The sequence below is a fragment of the Pedobacter sp. PLR genome (assembly GCF_026239675.1).
Lineage (GTDB): Bacteria > Bacteroidota > Bacteroidia > Sphingobacteriales > Sphingobacteriaceae > Pedobacter.
Genome location: NZ_JAPIVQ010000011.1, coordinates 162,447 through 182,312, shown reverse-complemented (window position 1 = coordinate 182,312; position 19,866 = coordinate 162,447). Strand labels below are relative to the sequence as shown.

Below are 19,866 nucleotides of genomic sequence, written 5' to 3'. Positions count from 1 at the left end.
TACAGCAGGGATACCTGATCCCGCTGTATTTTTTTACTTTCGTTGTTTTAGTCTTCATCAGGGTAAAGACTTTCATCCACTGACGTAGATCCAGGTTCAATCCATTCATTTGCTAAATAAAGTTCAATTTGCTCATCCGTATAGCTTGGTAAATCCGGGATACTGTCTTTTCCTACTGGTTTAACACTGTAATAACAATGCATTTCAGAAGTGCCACGACAATTCTGACCATCAGGGGTACCAATAGGAAACTGTCTAAATTCGTCTTCTTCCGGCTGGATGATAAAATTCGCCGTAATGGCCCCTACCCTTTTCGCTTCCCCAACTGTCTTGTCGGGAATGCTTGTAAATGCACTCATGCCTAAAGCAGTTGCTGCAACTGCCAGGCTGTAACATAAAGTTCTCATAATTTAAAAATTTATAATGTTGATTTAGTTGCCTTATTTCTTTAGACAGGGTACAGCATTTTACCTGTATCACGCGCGTAATTTCTTTTGTTTTTTATATAAGATCAGACCAGTGACCCCTAGTCCGACAAAACCCAGATTGAACCAAATATGTTGCTGCCAGCTCAGCAATGAAACCACACCTCCGCAGCTGCAGGGTAGATCCTCAGCAGACATGGATAAGAATATGTAGCCTAGATAGGCAGTAAACACCAACACTAAACCCAGTGCAGCATACAAACCCAGCTTTTTTGTAAAAGGAATGATGAGCAAAGCACTGATTACCAGCTCAAGTACCGGAACGGCCCAGGCAATCGAATGACTGAGACTTCCAATTAAAGGAACTTTGCTCAGTACTTTTTCAAAAGCGCTTAAAGTCATCAGCTTGCTCGCTGCCGTGTAGATAAACAACGCAATAAACAGATACGTAATCCAATCTAAAATCTTGATGTTCATTTGAGTTTTCATGATGCTGAATTAGTTTTACAACACTAAGTTCAGAAACATGGAGAAGAAGAAAGTCCACAAATGTGGCCCTATGAGTCACAAAAGCAGAAAACATATTTATCGAAGACCATAACGGCCTAAGCCCTTATCACGAATACCAAGGAAACTGGTAATGTGTTTATGATTCAATGTCAGTAAGGCTTTGGGGTGTTTTCCGATAAATTTATCATATCGTTGCTGGTTAGTTAAGCCTGCAAGGTCTAGCGCGTGCAGTTTTAAAGCAAAATAATAGTGATCACGAATTAGTTCCGACAGCCTGTCAACCTCTTCATTATTAAACCTAAGCGTAACAAAATCCTGATAAGTCACATAAATCAACACACTTTCTTGCAGCGCTTCCGCACTAGTACCAGCAGTTTGCTGACTAAAAAAGCCAGGTGAGACATAAATAAAATCCCCTTTAAACCAAATCCAACTCGTTTCTTTCTTACCGGTATCAGGATGAGTGGTTACTTCCATGCAAACCCCGTTTACAATAAAAAACACCAGATTATGTATGATTCCTTTGGGTAATAGAACCTCTCCTTTGAGCACAACTACCTCATGGAGTAGGGGTCGCAACTGGTGAACCAAAGCGGGCCTGATCACAGCAAATTTTTGCAAATAGTCAAGAAGCAGATTAAATGAGGCGTTAGAAATCATATCATTATTTTTTATTCCCTTACAATTTCTGATAAAACTGTTCATTATTTTACTTTATTACATTAAAGGCCAGTTGACTTACACCAAATTAAGTCTCACTTATGTAAAGGATATCAGCCCCTTCCTACAATAAGTTTAAAATGATTCATGGATCGTTGTTCTATCGATGATCATCATATTGCTTTTTTCATTATAGGAAATAATTTTCTTATCTTACTAAATCAAAGGAGTTATATGAAAAACCAGATTAACTGTGTGATTATTGACGACGACCAATTTGCCATTGACATCCTAAAGGATTACATCGCAGAAGTGCCGGGGCTTAGCTTGTATAGAAGCTATACAAACCCAGTCATAGCGCTCGCAGAGCTATTGGAAGAGCGCAATGTACACCTGCTGTTTCTGGATATTAACATGCCTAAACTATCAGGGCTTCAAATTGCTGAATCTCTTAAACATAGAATTAAAAACATTGTCTTTACTACCGCACATTCAAAATATGCCATAAAAGCATTTGATGTACAAGCAAGACATTACTTTTTAAAACCCATTGAACTTAGCCATTTTATTAAAGTAGTCAGCAGTATCATCACCAGTTCTAAGACGAATAGTTTAGCCACCATAGATGATGAGTCTTATTTCATCCACACCGGAGAGCGGGGGAAACTTACACGGGTGCAGAAAAAAGAAATTATCTATATCCAGGGAGCCATAAATTATGTAGACCTCTTTATGCAAAACAGGCGTTATACCATATACATGACCATGAAAGAAATGGAGGTCGTATTTAAAAGTGACCCAAGGTATTTCCGTGTTCATAAATCCTATATCATCAACCGGGACTTCGTAGACTCCATTATTGGCAACACCATAAAACTTGGTGAACACCAGGCATTGATGAGCAGCCCATATAAAAATGACTTCATTAAATACCTCTCCCAAAGAACATTGCTATCCAAAAGGTTGTAATCAATTAACGCGATGCTCAATCACACAAATGTTGCTCTTCGATCAAAAAACAAACGTATCCCATCCCTTAAAGACTATAAAGTTCATGTGCTGGCATGGACGCTGTTTATGTTGTATGAATCCCTGGCGATATGGCTGGCCACTGAGGTATCGGTACCCATCATCAGCTACCTGATCCATTACCTGGTCAACATTACCTTATTCTATTTGAACACGGAAATTATCCTTCCCCTGGCTCTAAAAAAACACAGGCACCACTTTTGGGAGGTCCCCCTGATTATTTTGCTGGAAGTGAGCATCTACCTTGTGGTTAATTTTCAATTTATTTCCGGAGGATTATGGCGGGGTACTTATTTTATCGGTTTTGCAGTAGGGTACTATTTTTTGCAAAACTTTCTCAAAGAGCGAAAAGCAAAAGAGGATTTGGAAAAACAGGCTCTGGAACAATTAATGAAAGAAAAGGAAAAAGCATTGGAACTCACCTTAGTTAAAAATGCTTACCTCCAGGCACAAATAAGCCCACATTTTTTATTCAACACCCTCACTTTCATTTACAGCAACCTCCATAAACCTCAGCCAAAAGAGGCTCACGCTGTTATCCTGCTGACCAAAATTATGCGTTACGCTATAGAAAGTAATCAGGAAGCAGCACAAGTCCCATTATCAAAAGAAATTGAACAGGTCGAAAACCTGATCAGACTTGTCCAGATTAAACAAAAAGAAAGGTTAGCTATTTTTTTGGACTATGATCCGAAAATCAAACTGATCAATTTTATTCCTATGGTGTTGGTCACCCTCACGGAAAACATTTTCAAACATGGAAACCTGTCTGAAACGGATCATCCAGCCACCATCACCATTAAATTAACAGCAACTGAGTTTGAGATTAAAACCGTTAACCTGATCAATAGTGGTGTTGATAATACAGGCAGTCACAGCGGACTGGATAACATCAGACAGAGACTGTTGTATACTTATGGACCAGAGGCTGTCTTAAGCTACTGTACCCGATCAGATAATCATTTTGAAGCGGTGGTCAGTTTGCCTGTAAAACTGCTTCAATCAATCTAATAGCATAACACTTTGTTTTAGATCTTCTTTCAAGTCCGCTAAATCACTTTATATTTGTCAAATGAGTCAGGATCTATATCAATTGGTTCATCAGTATGAATCTTTCCAGATGCGTCAATTGCAGGTGCAACTTTTGTTCTATCTCTATATTCACTTTTTTCATTATCATTCTTTTTACTAAATGTTAATGTCGCAATTCCCATGATATTTTTAGAATAACTTCTATCCCTTATACTTTCAGACGAATAACAGCTACAGATGCAGCTGTCAAAGACGTAGATAATAATTCAATACCGGAGGCTACAAGAATGAAAAATTAACAATAGGCATATTAAATATAGGATCAAATTGCTCCGAATTCAACAGATAAGGTATGAGCAGAGACTACGAATATGAGCAGAGACTACGAAGTTATAAAAAAAGACACAAATTCGTATCCATCGAATTTCATATTCACCCTGACTTCTAGGATCGTTGGATCAGCACTCAGTACATGAAATCTGGACACATGCTTTTCCATCTATGCCCTCTCCTGTTCATCGCCAATTAAAGCGATATCTTTCTTTGGCCGTTTCCTTTGCAGTTTTAGCGGCAGAGGTATTTTTCACCTCTATTAGATACCAATAAGCAACAAAACTATCCATCCTCGGAAATATTCGCCATTTTCCCAATTCCTCATCAGCATTTGACCCTCTTCCCATGACGCTTTCCTTCCCATCTGTAGCCAAATCCTCTCAAAATCACATTCATTAGGCTTCCACTTAAAACAAACCAGCTGCGCGAAATAGTTAGGATTGTTACAAAGATCCTCATAAAGTGCAGCAACAAGTTCGGGTTCACTCTCAAGATCCAGTGCCTAAAAATACTGCCACTGCACTTCCTTATCAGTATTGTTTTTAATCAGACGCTTAGAGAAAAAAATCAAGGAATGCCTTTCCGATTATCCAAAGATCAACATTGCCTGGATGGACTTTCCAGGGATTTGAAAAAATCCCCCCCGCATGGCTGGTAAAGGATAAAGAGGTGGTGTAAATTGCAAATAAGCCTGAGGCAACAAACAGCGTAGCATTTGAATTTTCAAGAGCACATCCCATTTTCATGTCTGCTTTTTTTTTACAGCAAAAATAATTAACTTAGTATAAGCTAATTACGCTCCCATGTTCATAAGATTTATTTTTGCAGCACTTTTGTGTATGCTCGGTACCTCGCTTCATGCCCAGAAAATCGACACCCTAAACTTGCGATACCCTTCGGATTTTTATTTTCATCCGGGAGATAGCCTTAGAATTTATATTGAATCAGACTCTACAGAAAATGATTTAGTGTTCAAAACCGATGATGCTTCCCTATTTGATTATCAGAAGAGTACAAAGATACTGTCCTTTCACTTCTCTCCAAAGGATCGTTTAGAAAAACTTTTATATGTGATACAAGGTAATGATACCTTAAACATAATTAGCTTTTTCCCAAGCACTCGAGCTGAAAAACGGTCTGGTTTTTCCCGTTATAACATTTCGAAGATTTTAGATGAATCCTCCTATCAAAAGATTACTATAGACTCTTCAAATAGCAGTAAGACTTTAAAGATAAATGGCCGAAAATTGACCTTCAGCAATCAGGCTTCTAATCTATTCTATAAGTATATATATAAAAAAGGAACCGGAAATTCGACTTTTCGTCGAGTGGAAATCGGCGCGGATACATTGGTAATCAATGATCCTATTTATTTCCCTGGGGCAAATCTACGTGTGTCTGCTAGGGTTTTGATCATCAACTATACTGGAGAACTTCCTGCAATCGATATTACACCAATAAAAAACGAAAGGGTCCTCTTGGTTGCTTACCACAAAGTTGGAAACGATGGAGATAATGCAGGAACGTTGGAGGTATTTTACAAGAATCTAGTATATAACGGCAGTTCAACAACCTTATTCGCTGCGAATGGCGGAAATGGGCAAAATGCACCTCATGGAAAAAATGGGATTGACTATCCGCTCCTCAAAAGTGTAGCATCTAAAGTCCTTATCAAAAGCGCAATGCCTGGTGCCTCAGGCTGTACCAGTATCAAACTTGAGGCTGGTTTTGACAATAAGGATCCTAGGGCAAAAGACTTGGTCTGGATTGATTTCAAATATAACAGATATGGCAAGGGCGGTTCTGGTCTGCATGGAACCGACTGGGAGACTACCTGCGATGGTCATGGAGCTAACGACAATTTCAGTTTGGTATTCAATGAGGCAAATACCCTTAAGGCAAAGCCCCTCCAAGGAGGTAAGCCCGGAGAGCCTGGAAACGGTGGTAAAATCATCTCGAACCATGATGTTGCCTTATTTTCACAGGTTAATGGAGGAATAGCGGGATTATTAGATTCAGTTAGATACAGTGGAAAGATTAGTGGACCGCTAATACCTTTTAAATTTACTAGATCAATAAAAATAGATAGAAAAGAGACCCTGTCAGATGTAAGCGGTTTCGATACGCTTCGTTATCCAGACACCATCACTCTGCAGCCCTTGGTTACGAACCGTAGTGTTGGCTCGCCTGGCTCAATTAGCTCTTCCAACAATACCGATCAATGGATAAATCTCGATTATGCGTCCCTTATCGTTGACTATGCAAATGATCTCTTTAAATTCGGGCATGTGGAGGAGGCTGAGTTTATATTCAATGAATATGCTAATTTCTTTCTTGCTACGGAGGCTGCTCATCCCAACCTTGCTCAGACTGTTATCTCTAGGGAATTGTCCAAAACCTTAGGGGATAACCTTTCTAAAATAAGGGCCAACTTGGATTATTACGGAAATCCTTACGGCTTTGTACCCGGTCTAGAGCTTATAGCAAACTACGGTGTTTACACCGCTCAGATACACAGCCTAACCAATACGTATGCATCAATACTCTATATAGAAAAACAGTTAAAAACCGATCTGGGCCAATACAATTCAGCCGTTTCTAATATAGAGTCCTATCTAAATTCCAATCTCTCATTTGAGGCTGACATTCAGGATATTGAAAACGTGCGGCTTCCCTTTCTTGAGGAGAAGATAGACTCCACCTTATCTTACATGGATAAGGTGGGTAAGCGCATTATCGAACTTGAAAATAAATTCAAAAAAAAAGCTAAACAGACACTGGACAGGAAAGAAAGAAAAGAAAAAAACAAACAGCTTCTAAAGACCGTTGCAACCATTGCAAAGGTAGTTCCTGTAGGTCAGCCTGCATTGGGACTAGCCGCCTCTGTGTTTGAGGCTGTTGCATTAAAGGAGGATGGTGTATCCCTACTTGGCCAGGTTGGGTCAGTGATTTCCGATTATAAACTCATTAAAGACTCAAAAAATCAGTTCGAGAAATTCAAGAGTAAAGTAGATAACGTGCTTACTAATTCTCCACCAGATCTTCCAATATATAAAACACTGTATAATAACAGGGATACATTATCAAAATATATGGAACCGTTTTTGTCCAGTACTTCTAATATCCTAAAAAAATTGAAGCTTGAACCTGTTACCAAGGAAAGCCTAGCCGCTGAAATCTCAAAGCTCAAGGCCAGAAATCCAGAATACAATAAGCTTATCGATAGCGTTCAGAAACTAACAGAGCTCAACAAGGAATTATTAGATGGACTGTTGAGTTTCCAGTTAAGGATCAGAAAACTCAATAACGACATTGTAAATAACTCAAGGGTAATTGATATCATAAAAGGCTCATTTAGTTCGACTTCGTTATTAAGCGAGGATAAAGCAACTACCTTAGCTGCTTTCAGGAAGGAAGTATTTGACAGGTTGAACTATTACCAATATCTTTATGCTAAGGCGTATGAGTACTTTACTCTTAGGCAGTATAAGGGCTACGAGCGGACTTTTTTCCTGACCAAAGGTGGGCGTTTTGATGAATACCAAAACTATGAAGAACTGATTAAACGTATTGCACAGATATACAGTCTGGATGTGGAATACTCAGCGCAAGAAGCCTATGAACTATTGAATACCGACGTCGCCTCTATAGGTAAATCAACTAGACTGGCACTTCAACTATCCCGTTCCGATATAAATAAACTTAACCAAGGTGAGCCGCTCAGTTTGAATTTTTTCAGACAAAAAAATTATAACCTGTTGATCAAGGAGATGGAGAACAGTGAAGACTTTCTCATTGAGAAGATTATCGCTAGACCTGTTTACAATCCGACAGCTATAGAATCAGTTAAGTCTTATGCTTTTAGTCAGAGTAACCTCACCATCTCGCATAAGGGGACGGCAACAAGGTACAAGGATGGGACCCAATTTGATTTCCACCATGTCTCAACTAACGGCACACCGTTTTATGAATGGTCATTCGATAGATCTTTCATCAACAACAAGACTGTTGAAAGGGAGACAGATCAATCATATATGAGTTTGATCAACATGTTAATTTCCAAACAGCTTGGCCAACAACGAAAGCTCGTTTCCTTTGATAGTGATTTTACGATCCAAAAATCCGATGCAAATCCTGATAATCTACCTGTAAAACTTGATTCCCTGGAGCTCAACTTCCATTTTGTGCTCTTGCCACGAAAAAACTATAAGTCGGTATACCTCAGCTCTTCAGCTGATTTGGGCAGTATCCCTTTTACGCTGTTGTTTGGTGATGAGACTTTTAAAGGTGCCGGCATTATTTACAAATCATTTACTAAAAATAGTATGATCCAGATTTCCTCTCCAAAATACTGGATGGATAAGGAATTTGACTATTGGATGGTAAATGGAAAAAGAGTTACAGGCAGCCATACCATTGATTATCAGATAAATAGAAAATTATCCGTGATCACACCTTTTTACAGATAGGTGGGATTTCGCGAATAGTACCCACTCCATTTCATTACAAACTAAACACCCAAACATCTCCCCTTATTTCAGAAGGCATCCTAATCCAATATATTCAGATCCATAAGATTCAGCCTGCCCATTTTTTTGACAAGCTTTTTGTCGTATCTAAAGTTTTAACCTCAAGTTGTCTCGTCGTATCAACATCACTTCTTCCTAGGTGAGGCTTTTAATATAGAGCTGAGACATTGTCAAGCCCCAATTCCACATTGGCATCTTCCACTTTTTAGAAAATCGTTTATAGCCAAATACACAAGTTTTAACAGCGATTGATCCGAGGTAAATGCCCCCTTTGTTTTAACATTCTCTCGAATTCTTTTATTTTCCTCAGAGAATCTAGCCATAGGTTTGAGATTATTTTTAATAAGAGTCCGTTACCAACTATTCTAGCTTCGAAAACACTTCATCCTCTTTCTCAACCATTGTTGACAAAGTAGATAGACGTTTCAACTTGAATTCATCATCTTTCATCTTAATGATCTCATCAATAGTCTCTGTTCCGTCTTTCTTACGCATCATAATCCTAATGACCCTTGTTACTATGAAAGAATAAAAACCCATATCTGAACCAGCTTCCAAATACTGACAATAAGATTTGTTCATAATTTTATTTAACAATTTGCGGTTAATCTTTAGTTGTAGACATGTTTGATACCAAATCATGTTAAGTCGGTTGGCAGCGACAAACTTACTTCTCATCATAAAAGGCAGCGACATTATAATGCTAAAAACCATTAAAGGAAACGAGAATAAAGCAAGTTCCTTTTTATCATCGCCCAAAAGAGAGAAAGCACTAATACACCAAGAAAGAGTCACCAGAGCCAAGAAGAAGACATGGCCAAATACAAGGTCGGCAAATGGCGCAAGTCCAGGAAAGTAGGCCAAAGGCTTGATAGGACACAATATTTTAAATAATCTTCGCGCCGATTTTTCCGGATCATCTGTACTCTTAATGTTCAGTTTCATTATAATTATTTCAGCGGCAAACGCCATCGTCTCTGAAGAATGCTTGAAGTTATTGATTGAGGTATCCAGAGCCTTTGAGATCGCATTCATGACTATATTATCTGTTCTCTTATCTTGTAAAAGCCCTTCTACAAAATAGCTGCTTACCTGATACTCCAAAAAAGACTTATGAGCAAACTTAAAATAGTCCCTCCGAGTAATGTCATTGACAAGGATTCCACAAGAACGGACATCAGTCATGATCGTCTCTTCCGCCTTACTATCCATCAAGCGTTGCCTCAACGGCTTGCGTTTGGGTTCAATACCAGTTGTGATTAGACTTATTTCATCCGGTATGTGCTTATATAGCTGAAGAATAATATGCTGAAGGTCGATTTTGTTAATTTGATTTGTATACTCCGTTTTTGATAACATAGCAACCGCGATACCGATCATAAAATATTCTCGTTCCTTTTCAGAAAGAGGAAAAGAAATCTTCTTACCAGTCTGTCTGGAATAACTGTATATTATAAACTCTTTGATAATTCGGGCAGAATTGATTTTATCCTTTATAGCAGAAAGCTGTCTGTCCTTCCAAATGACCGCCACTAGATACAGTATCGCCGGCCGCGAGACCAAATCACAGAAATTAGTATTCTCCATGTTATTTACAAGCTCTAGGACTTGCATTCGGGTATTCGCATCGACATTCCTCAAAGCCAATTTTATTTCAGCAATATTGAATTTTTCCAAGTACAGTGCTTCGCAGTATGGGGATCCTTCATAGGGTTTTTCTATCCCGAGGTTAGTTTTCAGTTCTTGGTCATCTAAAAAAAAATTCGGGCGGCCGGTAATAATAATCTTTGCATTAGTTGTAGCAAACTCCCAAAGCCGCTGAAAGTGTTCCAAACGCATATCCTTATCACCCACCATATCCATTTCATCAAACCCCTCAAAAATAATCACCAACTTTCCAGCCTTTTGTAACTTCATCAAAGAAGCTGGATTGATATGATATTCCTGAGCCCACGTAGACAAAATTTCACCAATATTCAACGTTCTTGGACTCTTACCACGAAGCTCAAATAGGATAGGTATCCGTCCTTTAACCTTAACCCCATCGATAAGTTCATTGGTAATTTTCAAGGACAATACACTTTTTCCGCAACCATACTCCCCTAAAATAGCTAGATGCTTATTGTCTCCATCCAGGGCTACCCAATTAAGAATATAATCTTCAAGCTTCCCGATTAACTTCCCACTAATATCAGTCCCCTTGATTGGAACATAAATATCCTGTAGAGTATGTAATCCCCCTTCAGTAACTTTACTCACGGAAAACCTTGACTTACTTACCTCAAAATAGGAGGTGAAATCGATAAGATTATCAAGCATCTCTTCTTCATTTCTTATTGTGATCTCCGTTTCATTGACCTTGATTTTCTTCATCGGTCCGGAACCAGTTTTCACCGCAATCATATACTCGAAAATATTGTTATTCGACTTCTTTGCAAAAGCCAAAAAATCCCTTATCACATGATCCTTAGGGAAATCTGTAGTACACAAAATAGCAATAACTTGACGCTGGCTCTTTCCGTAGTACCCAATGTAACACTTTTCCCGCTCATAATAATCATTCTTTAGATCAAGCTTATATTGATCCGATGAAAAAGTGAGTAACTCATGTACGTTCACATGCCAAGGCAATTTTTCCTGATCTGCACCCGTAAATATGGAATGATTTTGAATACCAGAATTATCTTTATATCTAATAAGCTTTTTCTTCTTAAAAATTGCCAACAGTTGCAATAACGCTTCTTCTCTCAGCGAAGAAGGCAGGTTAAATCTATTTTTTTCATGTGTATATTCACTGATCGGGCCGTTCCAGTTTTTATAGACCTGGAGTATATAATACACCACAAACCACATTAAGATTATTGTCAACATATGGTCCTTTATATCAGTTTGATATGTTTGTATGTTGGTTTTGAAAGTTGCGTTACTGAAATTAATTACAGCTGCAAGATATCCTTCAGCAGAATAGATCTGTAAAAAGATGGTTATCACAAGTGCAGATATGATGGTTGCTCCAGTAAAAGCAAATCGCTCTCTAGTATATTTCTTGAAGACCTTGAGGAAAATGATATAGCAAATAGCAACCAAGAGAAGTAGTAATAGAACTACAATAATGTATGTCATGAAATCGTTTAATTTAGTAAGTTTACGCTTACCCGTATGATACGAGAGTTATCAAATATATATCAAAATCTCAAGTGTTCATCATAATGGATGGAGCTAAAGTAGAATCAACATTAACTAAAATGAATAATAATTTTAAAACAACCTAAAAACCACTACTTTGAGTCGAGTTTTAATAACTTATTAAAACAATCAAATGCACAATGAAGATTAGGATACGGTGCAATACCATTGGTAAGTTTATTATTCTGAATAATTATAGTTGATTTAATAATACAGTACTTTCAATAATAAGATCCATCGGTATATCTGAAGACAATTCAGTATTTGCAATTTCTATGCCTTGGGCATTATTTAGCGTATTCACCTCAAGTTTATCCAACCTAAAGAAAGAGTAAGTATAGACACCTTTTGGCTTAAGCTGAAGGTATTTAATCGATTTCTTATTGTTTTTTATTTGAACTATATATTCAATATTTTCAAAATAATCATCAAGATTGGGATGTATTAAACGATACTGTTCAGTATCCCGAGGTTGCAGGCTGACTGTAGCACGGTCAAATAAAAACTCCGTACTATCGCCCTTAATCAACATGTTACATCTTTTGCATGAAACGCTCAGATTGAACAGCTCAAACATATAATCGGGAAATTGAGACTTAGGCAATACATGTTCAATATCAATAACCATCATGAACTCATCTCTCATATCCCTTTTACAATAACAACACTGTTCGGTTGTTACACCAAGGTAATGGGTTTTAATTTTCCTTTTTACATTTGTTAATAATACATTTTCCCAAATTTTTCCACCTTCAGCAATTGCTGCCTGGATTGTGATCAGATCATCTGCGGTTAATGGCATATTATCGACGATTTATAATTTTCTGCCCCATTTCAATTATACCCTCTAATACCTCTTTCTGATCATCGCTATATGAAGATTCTTTAAATTCATTAATAATATCTTGAAATGTTTGAAAACTGATATTTCCCGCTGCCAATTGGTTCATTTTATTGACAATACTCTGAGATAAATAACGATTCTCCGGTGTAGTAACTCCAAAACAGTCCTGATAAATCTCTTCAACATTCTGACTATCAGTATTCTGATTAACAAACCGCCCCTCTTTACCCTTGTACACCCTTACACCATTAGAAGTAATCTCTGCAGCGTTTATAATTAATGGTGAATGAGTCGCAATAATTATTTTGGGTTCGTAACGATGAAAATGATCGATAAGCAACTTTACATATTCAGTTTGCCATTTAGGATGAAGGCTATTTTCAGGCTCATCGATAAGTATAACAGAATCTCGTGAAATAATTTGAGTAATATAGAGTAATGAGGTAATCATAGTTAATTCCCCAGAACTTGCACTATTGACAGGTAACATTTTCCTTTTTCGGCATAAAAATACATCTATACTTTTGGCCAGCTTCAACTCTTTTAGATTTTTCTCATACAACAAAATCGTTATCAAAAAAGAATCCATAAGATCATAAAAACTATTATGATGTAGATTTATGCGCAATACATCTTGCTCATATGAAGATTCCTTTAAAAATTGTGATAAGCAGTGTATTATATCATCTTTTGCCTTGTTAGTTAAATTTGACTCTTCAACAATCATTTTGTAATTGCGATGAATTCCTTTAACGCGAATTCCAACCACGGGATCCAAATTGACATATAAGAGGGCTGCAGCAATATCATTAAAGCGTTTATTGTCAGCGCCAGCCAACAATCTTAATGCATTTTTTAATGTTTTCGTGGCAATAGTCTTACCGGTTGAAGCTTTTAAAACATCAAACCTTTTACTTTTGACATTAAATTTATCATGTATTGTATTAGCTATTGCGATTACCTTAGTTCTATGATTATCAATAAAATGCTTAGCAATTTCGTTTAACAGAGTACTTTTACCGCTACCGTTTTCTCCAATTAAAATAGTTATATCCTCACTAACACCAGAATTAGCTAACAAGCCATCTGGTATTACAAAATTATTATTTAGATTCATCTATAGCCAGGCTGATTTTTGAGTAAACGTTAGGGGATAAATATAGTATTATTCTCTTGCCCTACAAATTACGAAACAATACATTGTTCACGCGCTTTTACGTGTTTAAAATAACTTAAATCAAACACTTCAAACGTATAATTTAGCTCAAAAAAAATATAAACTCCTCACTTTATAACATAGTATTTACCTGAGTTATTCTTAATATAATTCCCTAGTAGCAAAAACAATCTTGTATAGTTATGCTCTGCACCACTTTCCACTCCACATTGTCACCAATATGTGGATATATTTCTCAAGTCTTTACTTAATCATTCATAGGTAGTTAATAGGTCCTTACTAGGTCAAATAGACCTAATAAACCTTAATTGAAGTCCTTATAACTATTTATTTAATTAAGTCACATCATGAACTTATCCCGAAAGGATTCCGTACCTTACCCTTACAAACTGTTGTAAATCAATCAAAAACGCAATTATGGGCAGCTTAAACAATGGATTATTCGGAGGATTTAATGGTCGGGTGGGCAACCTGGTAGGTTATATGTTAAACGGCAAGTCGATTATCCGAACAGTCGGGCATAGTACCAAACCGCTAACTACCGCAAGAAAAGCCAATTGTGAGCAGATGACGGTCGTAAACGCCTTTCTAAGGCCAAACATGACCTTCATCAGGTCTGGTTTCAGGCTAATCACGGCCGGAACAGATAAAAACTTTTACAATGAAGCTGTTTCTTTCAATAAAAAGCACGCCGTAAAGGGGGAATCCCCAAACATCAGCATGGACTACAATAAAGCCCTTGTGAGCATGGGAAGCCTCTTAAAAGCAGATACAACCACAATTTCCAAACATGCCGACGGTATAGAGTTCAAATGGGAAGTTCCGGCAGACCTCCCCTGGAGAAACAGAAACGACCGCGCAATGCTATTGATCCATTTTCCTGACGCAAGGGTATCTACTTATGTGCTTAGCGGATCCAGAAGACATGTAGGCACTGAGGTTGTAGCGATTGACACAAACCTTGCAGAAAGCCGAATGGAGGCCTATATTTCCTTTATCGATGAAGATGCAACAGAAATTTCAGACAGCGTTCATGCCGGTTCCTTAAACCATAACGAACCTGAAAACCAGGAAAAACCAGCGCTAGAAAAATTAACAAAACCCGTTGTTGTTCATCAAAAGCCGAAAACAGCAGTAAAAGAAACTGCAACAGCAGCCAATGCGGCAGCAACTCCTAAAAAATCTGCAGCGCAGCAGAAATCCTTCCGCTGGACCAGCTCTCAGTTCAATTCCTCAGCACCTGTTTACAATTACACCTTTTCCCCTCATCCATCCTGACCACAACACGCAATTACAAACAAATTTCCTAAGAAAAAACCACCTGCTTGTTTCTTTTAATGATCCAAAACATTAAAATACACCCAGGCTATGCCTTCTATTTACGTCTATATTCTGTCACATTAAGAATTAAAACATCTGATGTTTACACGCCTGACCTACATTTGAAACATCAGACGTTTAAACATGAAGAAAACGATAAAGCTGTCCGATAAGGTCATCATTGAGATCAGGAAAGACATCGCCTCCGGCAAATTGAAAAAAGGCGAAAAGATCCCTGCGGAGCCCGAATTGATGGAATATTACGGTGTTGGACGCTCAACCATCCGCGAAGCGATAAAAACACTATCCATCTCCGGCATCCTGAAAGTGCAACAAGGATCAGGTACCTTTGTCGTTTCTAAAATCAAAGATGAAACCCTTTCCCAGCGCTTAAAAAGAGCAGATTTTGAAGAGATCAACACTGTCCGTTCGCTATTAGAAAAAGAAATCGTACGGCTCGCCAGTCAACACCGCACGGATACCGATTTGACAACCATCGAAAACTTCCTCCAGCAAAGGAAAAAAGCAATTGAAGAACAGCAGCAGAAAAAATGTGCAGAAGCAGATATTGCCTTCCACATCAGCATTGCTAAGGCTTCCGGAAATCAGGTTCTCTCCGACCTCTATGAAAACTTCAGTTCAGTAATGCGCAATTTCTTCGAACTCAGAGACGCGGCAGACATCAAACACTTTAGTAACAGTCAGCATTTACATGAAGCTTTATTCGAAGCGATCAAAAGACAAGATCCAGTGAAGGCCGAACAACTCACCACCGACATCTTAGACAACAACTATTAATATGAATATTTTACTCTTTACCCTCATCCTGTTATTGGGGGCTTACCTTGCCGGGCTCGCAGGCTCCTTAACAGGCCTTGGCGGTGGCGTAGTCATCATCCCACTCCTCACTTTAGGCTTCCATGTAGACATCCGTTATGCCATTGGCGCTGCATTGGTCGCCTCCATTGCCACTTCTTCCGGCTCTGCGAGTGCTTATGTAAAAGAAGGAATTACCAACGTCCGCTTAGGGATGTTTCTGGAAATCGCCACTACTGCCGGTGCGGTTTTAGGTGCCATTCTCGCAATTTACACCCCTGTTAATCTGGTGGCAATTCTGTTTGGTGTCATGCTCATCTTCTCCGCAGCGATGACTTTAAGAAAAAAAAATGAGACTGCTTTGCTGGAAGGCAGCAAGCTTTCTTACGCCTTGAAATTAAACAGTAGCTATCCTGGTAAAGATGGTGCAGTACCATATAATTTAAAGAATATTGGCGGAGGATTTTCCATCATGACCATTGCAGGCGTACTTTCCGGATTATTGGGCATAGGCTCCGGCGCTTTAAAAGTCCTCGCCATGGATAGTGCCATGCGCGTTCCTTTTAGAGTGAGCACCACCACTAGTAATTTTATGGTGGGCGTTACTGCGGCAGCGAGTGCAGTAGTGTATCTGCAAAGAGGCTACATTGACCCTGGGATCGCTTTTCCGGTGATTATCGGTGTACTTGCCGGTGCTTTTACCGGTTCCAAACTACTCATGCGCATCGATGTGAAATCGCTGAAAGTCATCTTTTCTATCGCCATCACCCTGATCGCCCTCAACATGATTTACAACGGTATCCACCATAAATTCTAATTACATGGAAAAGAACAAAAAAGTGACCGACTATGATATGCAGCAGCTGATCGGTCAGGTTTTAAGATTTGGCGTACTGACTTCCGGGATTGTCGCCATTATAGGTGGAATCTGGTATTTGTTTCAAAGTGGATCCGGAGTTCCTGATTATAGGGTCTTTAATGGAGAACCTGCCGGATATACCAGTCTGACGGGAATCATTAAAGGCTTAAAAGAAGGAAGTGCCAAAGAAATTATACAACTGGGTGTCGTGATTTTGATTGCCACACCAATCCTCCGCATCGTTTTCTCCTTATTCTCTTTTATACTGGAAAAAGACAAGCTTTATGTGGTAATTTCTTCGATTGTACTGCTGATTATCCTGTTTAGTATGTTCGCCGGACTCAAAGTATAAGCGATAAAAAATCTGGTTGTCTGCTGACAAAGAATACAGACAACCAGATTTTATATTATTCGTATTTATTCAGGTAATCCTGCAAGCCGCCATTCATGCCGGCGCCTACTGCTTCAAATTTCCATTCCCCGTTTTTTCGGTAAATTCTACCGAACTCCACTGCGGTTTCAATAGAGAAATCTTCTTCCAGCTCATACTTCATCAGCTCCACACCGTTTTGATCCACAATGCGGACAAAAGAGTTTCTCACCTGACCAAAATTCTGCTTACGGTTAGCCGCTTCATGAATTGTGACTACGATACAAAGTTCCGAAACCTTCGGATCTACTTTGGAAAGGTCTACTTTGATGCTTTCATCATCTCCATCGCCTTCTCCGGTTAAGTTATCACCGGTATGCTCAATTGATCCATCCGGAGAATTCAGGTTATTATAAAACACAAAGTAGTCGTCTGCTACGAGGCGTTTGTTTTCGCCAAGCATAAACACCGAAGCGTCTAAATCAAATTCATGTCCGGTCGCACTGTTCGTATCCCATCCCAATCCTACTGTAAATTTGGGAGCATTGATACTCTCCCGCTGTCCTTTTCTTAGGTTAATAGCCATAATCTTTCTGGTTATTTTTACAAAATATTCTACACGTTTATCGCAATCTACGGTTTTATGGAGGATTCTTTTCCTTAGTCTTAGAAAAAATACAAAGGAAAACGGAGCATAAATCCTTCATTTGGTTGGGCTTCTCCAGCAATATCAAAATACTTTTCCCGAAGATGTCACTTTTCCAAAATTTTGACACAAAAGTTCAAAATGTGGAACGGATATTGCTAATCTTATGTTAAGATCCCCGTTAAAAATGCAAGGTCACAATTGGCCCCTCCTTTGTTTGTGGTCAATTTTTCTTCCGGAATACATTACGTTATGATTAATAGCGTTAACCTCTAATTATTTGAGGTGTTATGGAAAGATAATCAAAATATTAATTAAATATTAATTGGACAATTTTATTCTGATTGCGCTAAATCAGTTTAAAGCCAATAAATATGACTAATTTTGGAAATGACAATGAAGCACCTAATAACAAAGGAACAGGAAACTTTTTTAAAAAAGCACAAGATCTCATCCGAACTATTGTTCGATGCCGAAGGAGAAGAGATATCAGAAAATTTGCAGAAAAGTATGACTGAAGCTGACAAGGTGATTGCTTGCAACACCGCGCCATGCACGGAGAATGACACCCATACGTTAAGAACTATTGGAGGTTTTTGTCCACAATGCGATACGACTAAAATTGCTGCTGCTTTAAGGGAACTTAAACCAGGTTACATTTACTTCTCAGGGTCCAAAAGAGGAGGATTAATTAAAATCGGTTCAACAAACGAAGGAAAAAGTAAGACACTTACCTTAAATTTAGCTACTGCAAAAGATGGCGGTTATGACGACTGGGAACTTCTTTTCAGCGCAAAAACTCCAACTCTAGGAAGAGTAGAACGTTTAGTTACTGATAAACTTGCCGAATACAAAGCAGCTTACCAAAGTGAAAAAAGTGGTAAACTACAAAACGGTGGTGAACTATACAGATGTTCATTCCTGAAAGCTAAAGAAGCTTACCTTGCAGTTGTCGAAGAGAACCAATTCGAATTTACTCAGGTTAACGAAAAGAAACACATCACTTCTGAATACCAATTCAAGAATTTGAAAATGACAGCTAGAAAAGCAGTTATCGAAGCATAACTCTTTATCCATCATATTTGACCTTCGGGTCATTGAAAGACCAGTAGCAAAAGATCCGTTCAGGATATTTGATACTGGTCTTTTCTTTTGATAAGAGGTTTTATATTGATAAAAACCAGCCTTAGGGCTTCTTTACGATTAAATCATCCAGTACAGGGATGTTGCTTTTCAATTGATCCAGCGTACTTCTATATTTCGACAATTCCTCTTCTTCCTGCTGACTGAGGCGTTCTTCATTCTTCAATTCGTACTTCACCCCGTTTAAAACCAGCATGCTGGTATAGCAGTCCATGGCCAGGTTATAGTCGACGAAGTTGGTTACAGGGAACTTCATCTCTTTCCATTTGATCACATCAGCATTCTCTTTCACCGTTCCAAAAGAGAAACTACTACTCAGGATTTTAGTCTCTTTCGGCGCGAACACCGCACCATCTACCAGTCCTTTGATCCCGCTCCATCCATCATTAATATCCGCTGTAGAGCCATAACCGATCACAGTTTCATAAGTATTCAATACCTGATCACTTTCATTGGTAAAAGCGCAGAATATGACTAAAGCCCCGTTTATAGAATCAACACGCAAAGGCTTGGCTTTTAACACACTCAACTTCGCCTTTAAGGCCTCCGACTTTTTCTTTTTAGCATCCAGAACAGACATTTCCTTTTCCAGCTTGTCGATTTTTCGCTGGTGATCCGCTTTAACATACTGATTGGCTAACTCATAGGTTTCCTGTAAATTCTTACCATTCAACCGCTTCCTCACGAGCTCGTCAAAGCTTTGTTTTTTCAAAGCGCTTTCATGGTCTCTATCATAGATCGCAGACATCGCTAACACTCTTAAAGCGATCTCCAGCTTCTCTTTTTCAGCAGCATCGAGACTCGCCACTATCTTTTGCTTTGATTCTTCAAACTTCTCTTTTGATCCTCCTTTGAAACTATCCTGACTAAAACCCAGGACAGGGAAAACGATCAAAATCAACAACAGGTATCTATTCCATTTCATAACCATTACAATTTTGGTGCTTAAATATCCTTACAGAAAGCACCCGATAAAACTCTTTAAAG

General features: G+C 38.5%; 18 protein-coding genes. 8 read left to right on the top strand and 10 right to left on the bottom strand.

The annotated features are described in order from the left end of the window. Positions 1-47 precede the first annotated feature (47 nt). The 3 genes from OQX61_RS23090 to OQX61_RS23080 form a co-directional block, all read right to left on the bottom strand. On the bottom strand, positions 48-407 hold the full coding sequence (locus tag OQX61_RS23090) for a hypothetical protein (protein WP_265844199.1): 360 nt from the start codon (positions 405-407) through the stop codon (positions 48-50). Positions 408-476: 69 nt separating this feature from the next. Continuing rightward, on the bottom strand, positions 477-914 hold the full coding sequence (locus tag OQX61_RS23085; protein ID WP_265844198.1) for a MauE/DoxX family redox-associated membrane protein: 438 nt from the start codon (positions 912-914) through the stop codon (positions 477-479). A gap of 96 nt (positions 915-1,010) precedes the next feature. Continuing rightward, on the bottom strand, positions 1,011-1,640 hold the full coding sequence (locus OQX61_RS23080; RefSeq protein ID WP_265844197.1) for a hypothetical protein: 630 nt from the start codon (positions 1,638-1,640) through the stop codon (positions 1,011-1,013). 189 nt (positions 1,641-1,829) lie between these two features. Between OQX61_RS23080 and OQX61_RS23075 the strand changes: the two genes are divergently transcribed. Together OQX61_RS23075 and OQX61_RS23070 are read left to right on the top strand one after the other, a co-directional pair. Continuing rightward, on the top strand, positions 1,830-2,564 hold the full coding sequence (locus tag OQX61_RS23075; protein ID WP_265844196.1) for a LytTR family DNA-binding domain-containing protein: 735 nt from the start codon (positions 1,830-1,832) through the stop codon (positions 2,562-2,564). A gap of 12 nt (positions 2,565-2,576) precedes the next feature. Further along, entirely contained in the window at positions 2,577-3,635 is a 1,059-nt protein-coding gene (locus OQX61_RS23070) for a histidine kinase (protein ID WP_265844195.1), read from the top strand. Between the two features lie 38 nt (positions 3,636-3,673). Here the strand turns inward: OQX61_RS23070 and OQX61_RS23065 are convergent, their stop codons facing one another. Beyond that, complete coding sequence (locus OQX61_RS23065; RefSeq protein WP_265844194.1) at positions 3,674-3,838, bottom strand: hypothetical protein; 165 nt, start codon at positions 3,836-3,838, stop codon at positions 3,674-3,676. 705 nt (positions 3,839-4,543) lie between these two features. Beyond that, the gene (locus tag OQX61_RS23060) at positions 4,544-4,735 is read right to left on the bottom strand and encodes a hypothetical protein (RefSeq protein ID WP_265844193.1); all 192 of its coding nucleotides are present in this window, start codon (positions 4,733-4,735) and stop codon (positions 4,544-4,546) included. Between the two features lie 57 nt (positions 4,736-4,792). Here OQX61_RS23060 and OQX61_RS23055 point away from each other — a divergent pair, with 57 nt between their 5' ends. Next, entirely contained in the window at positions 4,793-8,458 is a 3,666-nt protein-coding gene (locus tag OQX61_RS23055; RefSeq protein ID WP_265844192.1) for a hypothetical protein, read from the top strand. 420 nt (positions 8,459-8,878) lie between these two features. Here the strand turns inward: OQX61_RS23055 and OQX61_RS23050 are convergent, their stop codons facing one another. From OQX61_RS23050 to OQX61_RS23040, 3 genes are all read right to left on the bottom strand, one after another. Beyond that, positions 8,879-11,641 (bottom strand): hypothetical protein, encoded by a 2,763-nt coding sequence (locus OQX61_RS23050; protein WP_265844191.1) that lies wholly within the window; start codon positions 11,639-11,641, stop codon positions 8,879-8,881. Between the two features lie 256 nt (positions 11,642-11,897). After that, complete coding sequence (locus OQX61_RS23045) at positions 11,898-12,506, bottom strand: hypothetical protein (protein WP_265844190.1); 609 nt, start codon at positions 12,504-12,506, stop codon at positions 11,898-11,900. A 1-nt stretch (position 12,507) separates the two neighbouring features. Beyond that, a complete protein-coding gene (locus OQX61_RS23040; RefSeq protein ID WP_265844189.1) occupies positions 12,508-13,665 on the bottom strand; it encodes an ATP-binding protein in 1,158 nt (385 codons plus the stop codon). Between the two features lie 477 nt (positions 13,666-14,142). Here OQX61_RS23040 and OQX61_RS23035 point away from each other — a divergent pair, with 477 nt between their 5' ends. From OQX61_RS23035 to OQX61_RS23020, 4 genes are all read left to right on the top strand, one after another. Further along, positions 14,143-15,003, top strand: coding sequence for a DUF6266 family protein (locus OQX61_RS23035; RefSeq protein ID WP_265844188.1), 861 nt, complete (start codon positions 14,143-14,145; stop codon positions 15,001-15,003). 186 nt (positions 15,004-15,189) lie between these two features. After that, complete coding sequence (locus OQX61_RS23030) at positions 15,190-15,843, top strand: FadR/GntR family transcriptional regulator (protein WP_265844186.1); 654 nt, start codon at positions 15,190-15,192, stop codon at positions 15,841-15,843. A gap of 1 nt (position 15,844) precedes the next feature. Then, a complete protein-coding gene (locus OQX61_RS23025) occupies positions 15,845-16,678 on the top strand; it encodes a sulfite exporter TauE/SafE family protein (protein WP_265844185.1) in 834 nt (277 codons plus the stop codon). Positions 16,679-16,682: 4 nt separating this feature from the next. Next, complete coding sequence (locus OQX61_RS23020; RefSeq protein ID WP_265844184.1) at positions 16,683-17,072, top strand: DUF1634 domain-containing protein; 390 nt, start codon at positions 16,683-16,685, stop codon at positions 17,070-17,072. Between the two features lie 55 nt (positions 17,073-17,127). Here the strand turns inward: OQX61_RS23020 and OQX61_RS23015 are convergent, their stop codons facing one another. Next, the gene (locus OQX61_RS23015) at positions 17,128-17,676 is read right to left on the bottom strand and encodes a TerD family protein (protein ID WP_265844183.1); all 549 of its coding nucleotides are present in this window, start codon (positions 17,674-17,676) and stop codon (positions 17,128-17,130) included. 456 nt (positions 17,677-18,132) lie between these two features. Here OQX61_RS23015 and OQX61_RS23010 point away from each other — a divergent pair, with 456 nt between their 5' ends. Then, positions 18,133-18,801: a GIY-YIG nuclease family protein gene (locus OQX61_RS23010; RefSeq protein ID WP_265844182.1), complete on the top strand. Its 669-nt coding sequence runs from the start codon at positions 18,133-18,135 to the stop codon at positions 18,799-18,801. Positions 18,802-18,922: 121 nt separating this feature from the next. Here OQX61_RS23010 and OQX61_RS23005 read toward each other — a convergent pair whose 3' ends face one another. After that, positions 18,923-19,804, bottom strand: coding sequence for a hypothetical protein (locus OQX61_RS23005; RefSeq protein ID WP_265844181.1), 882 nt, complete (start codon positions 19,802-19,804; stop codon positions 18,923-18,925). Positions 19,805-19,866: the final 62 nt, after the last annotated feature.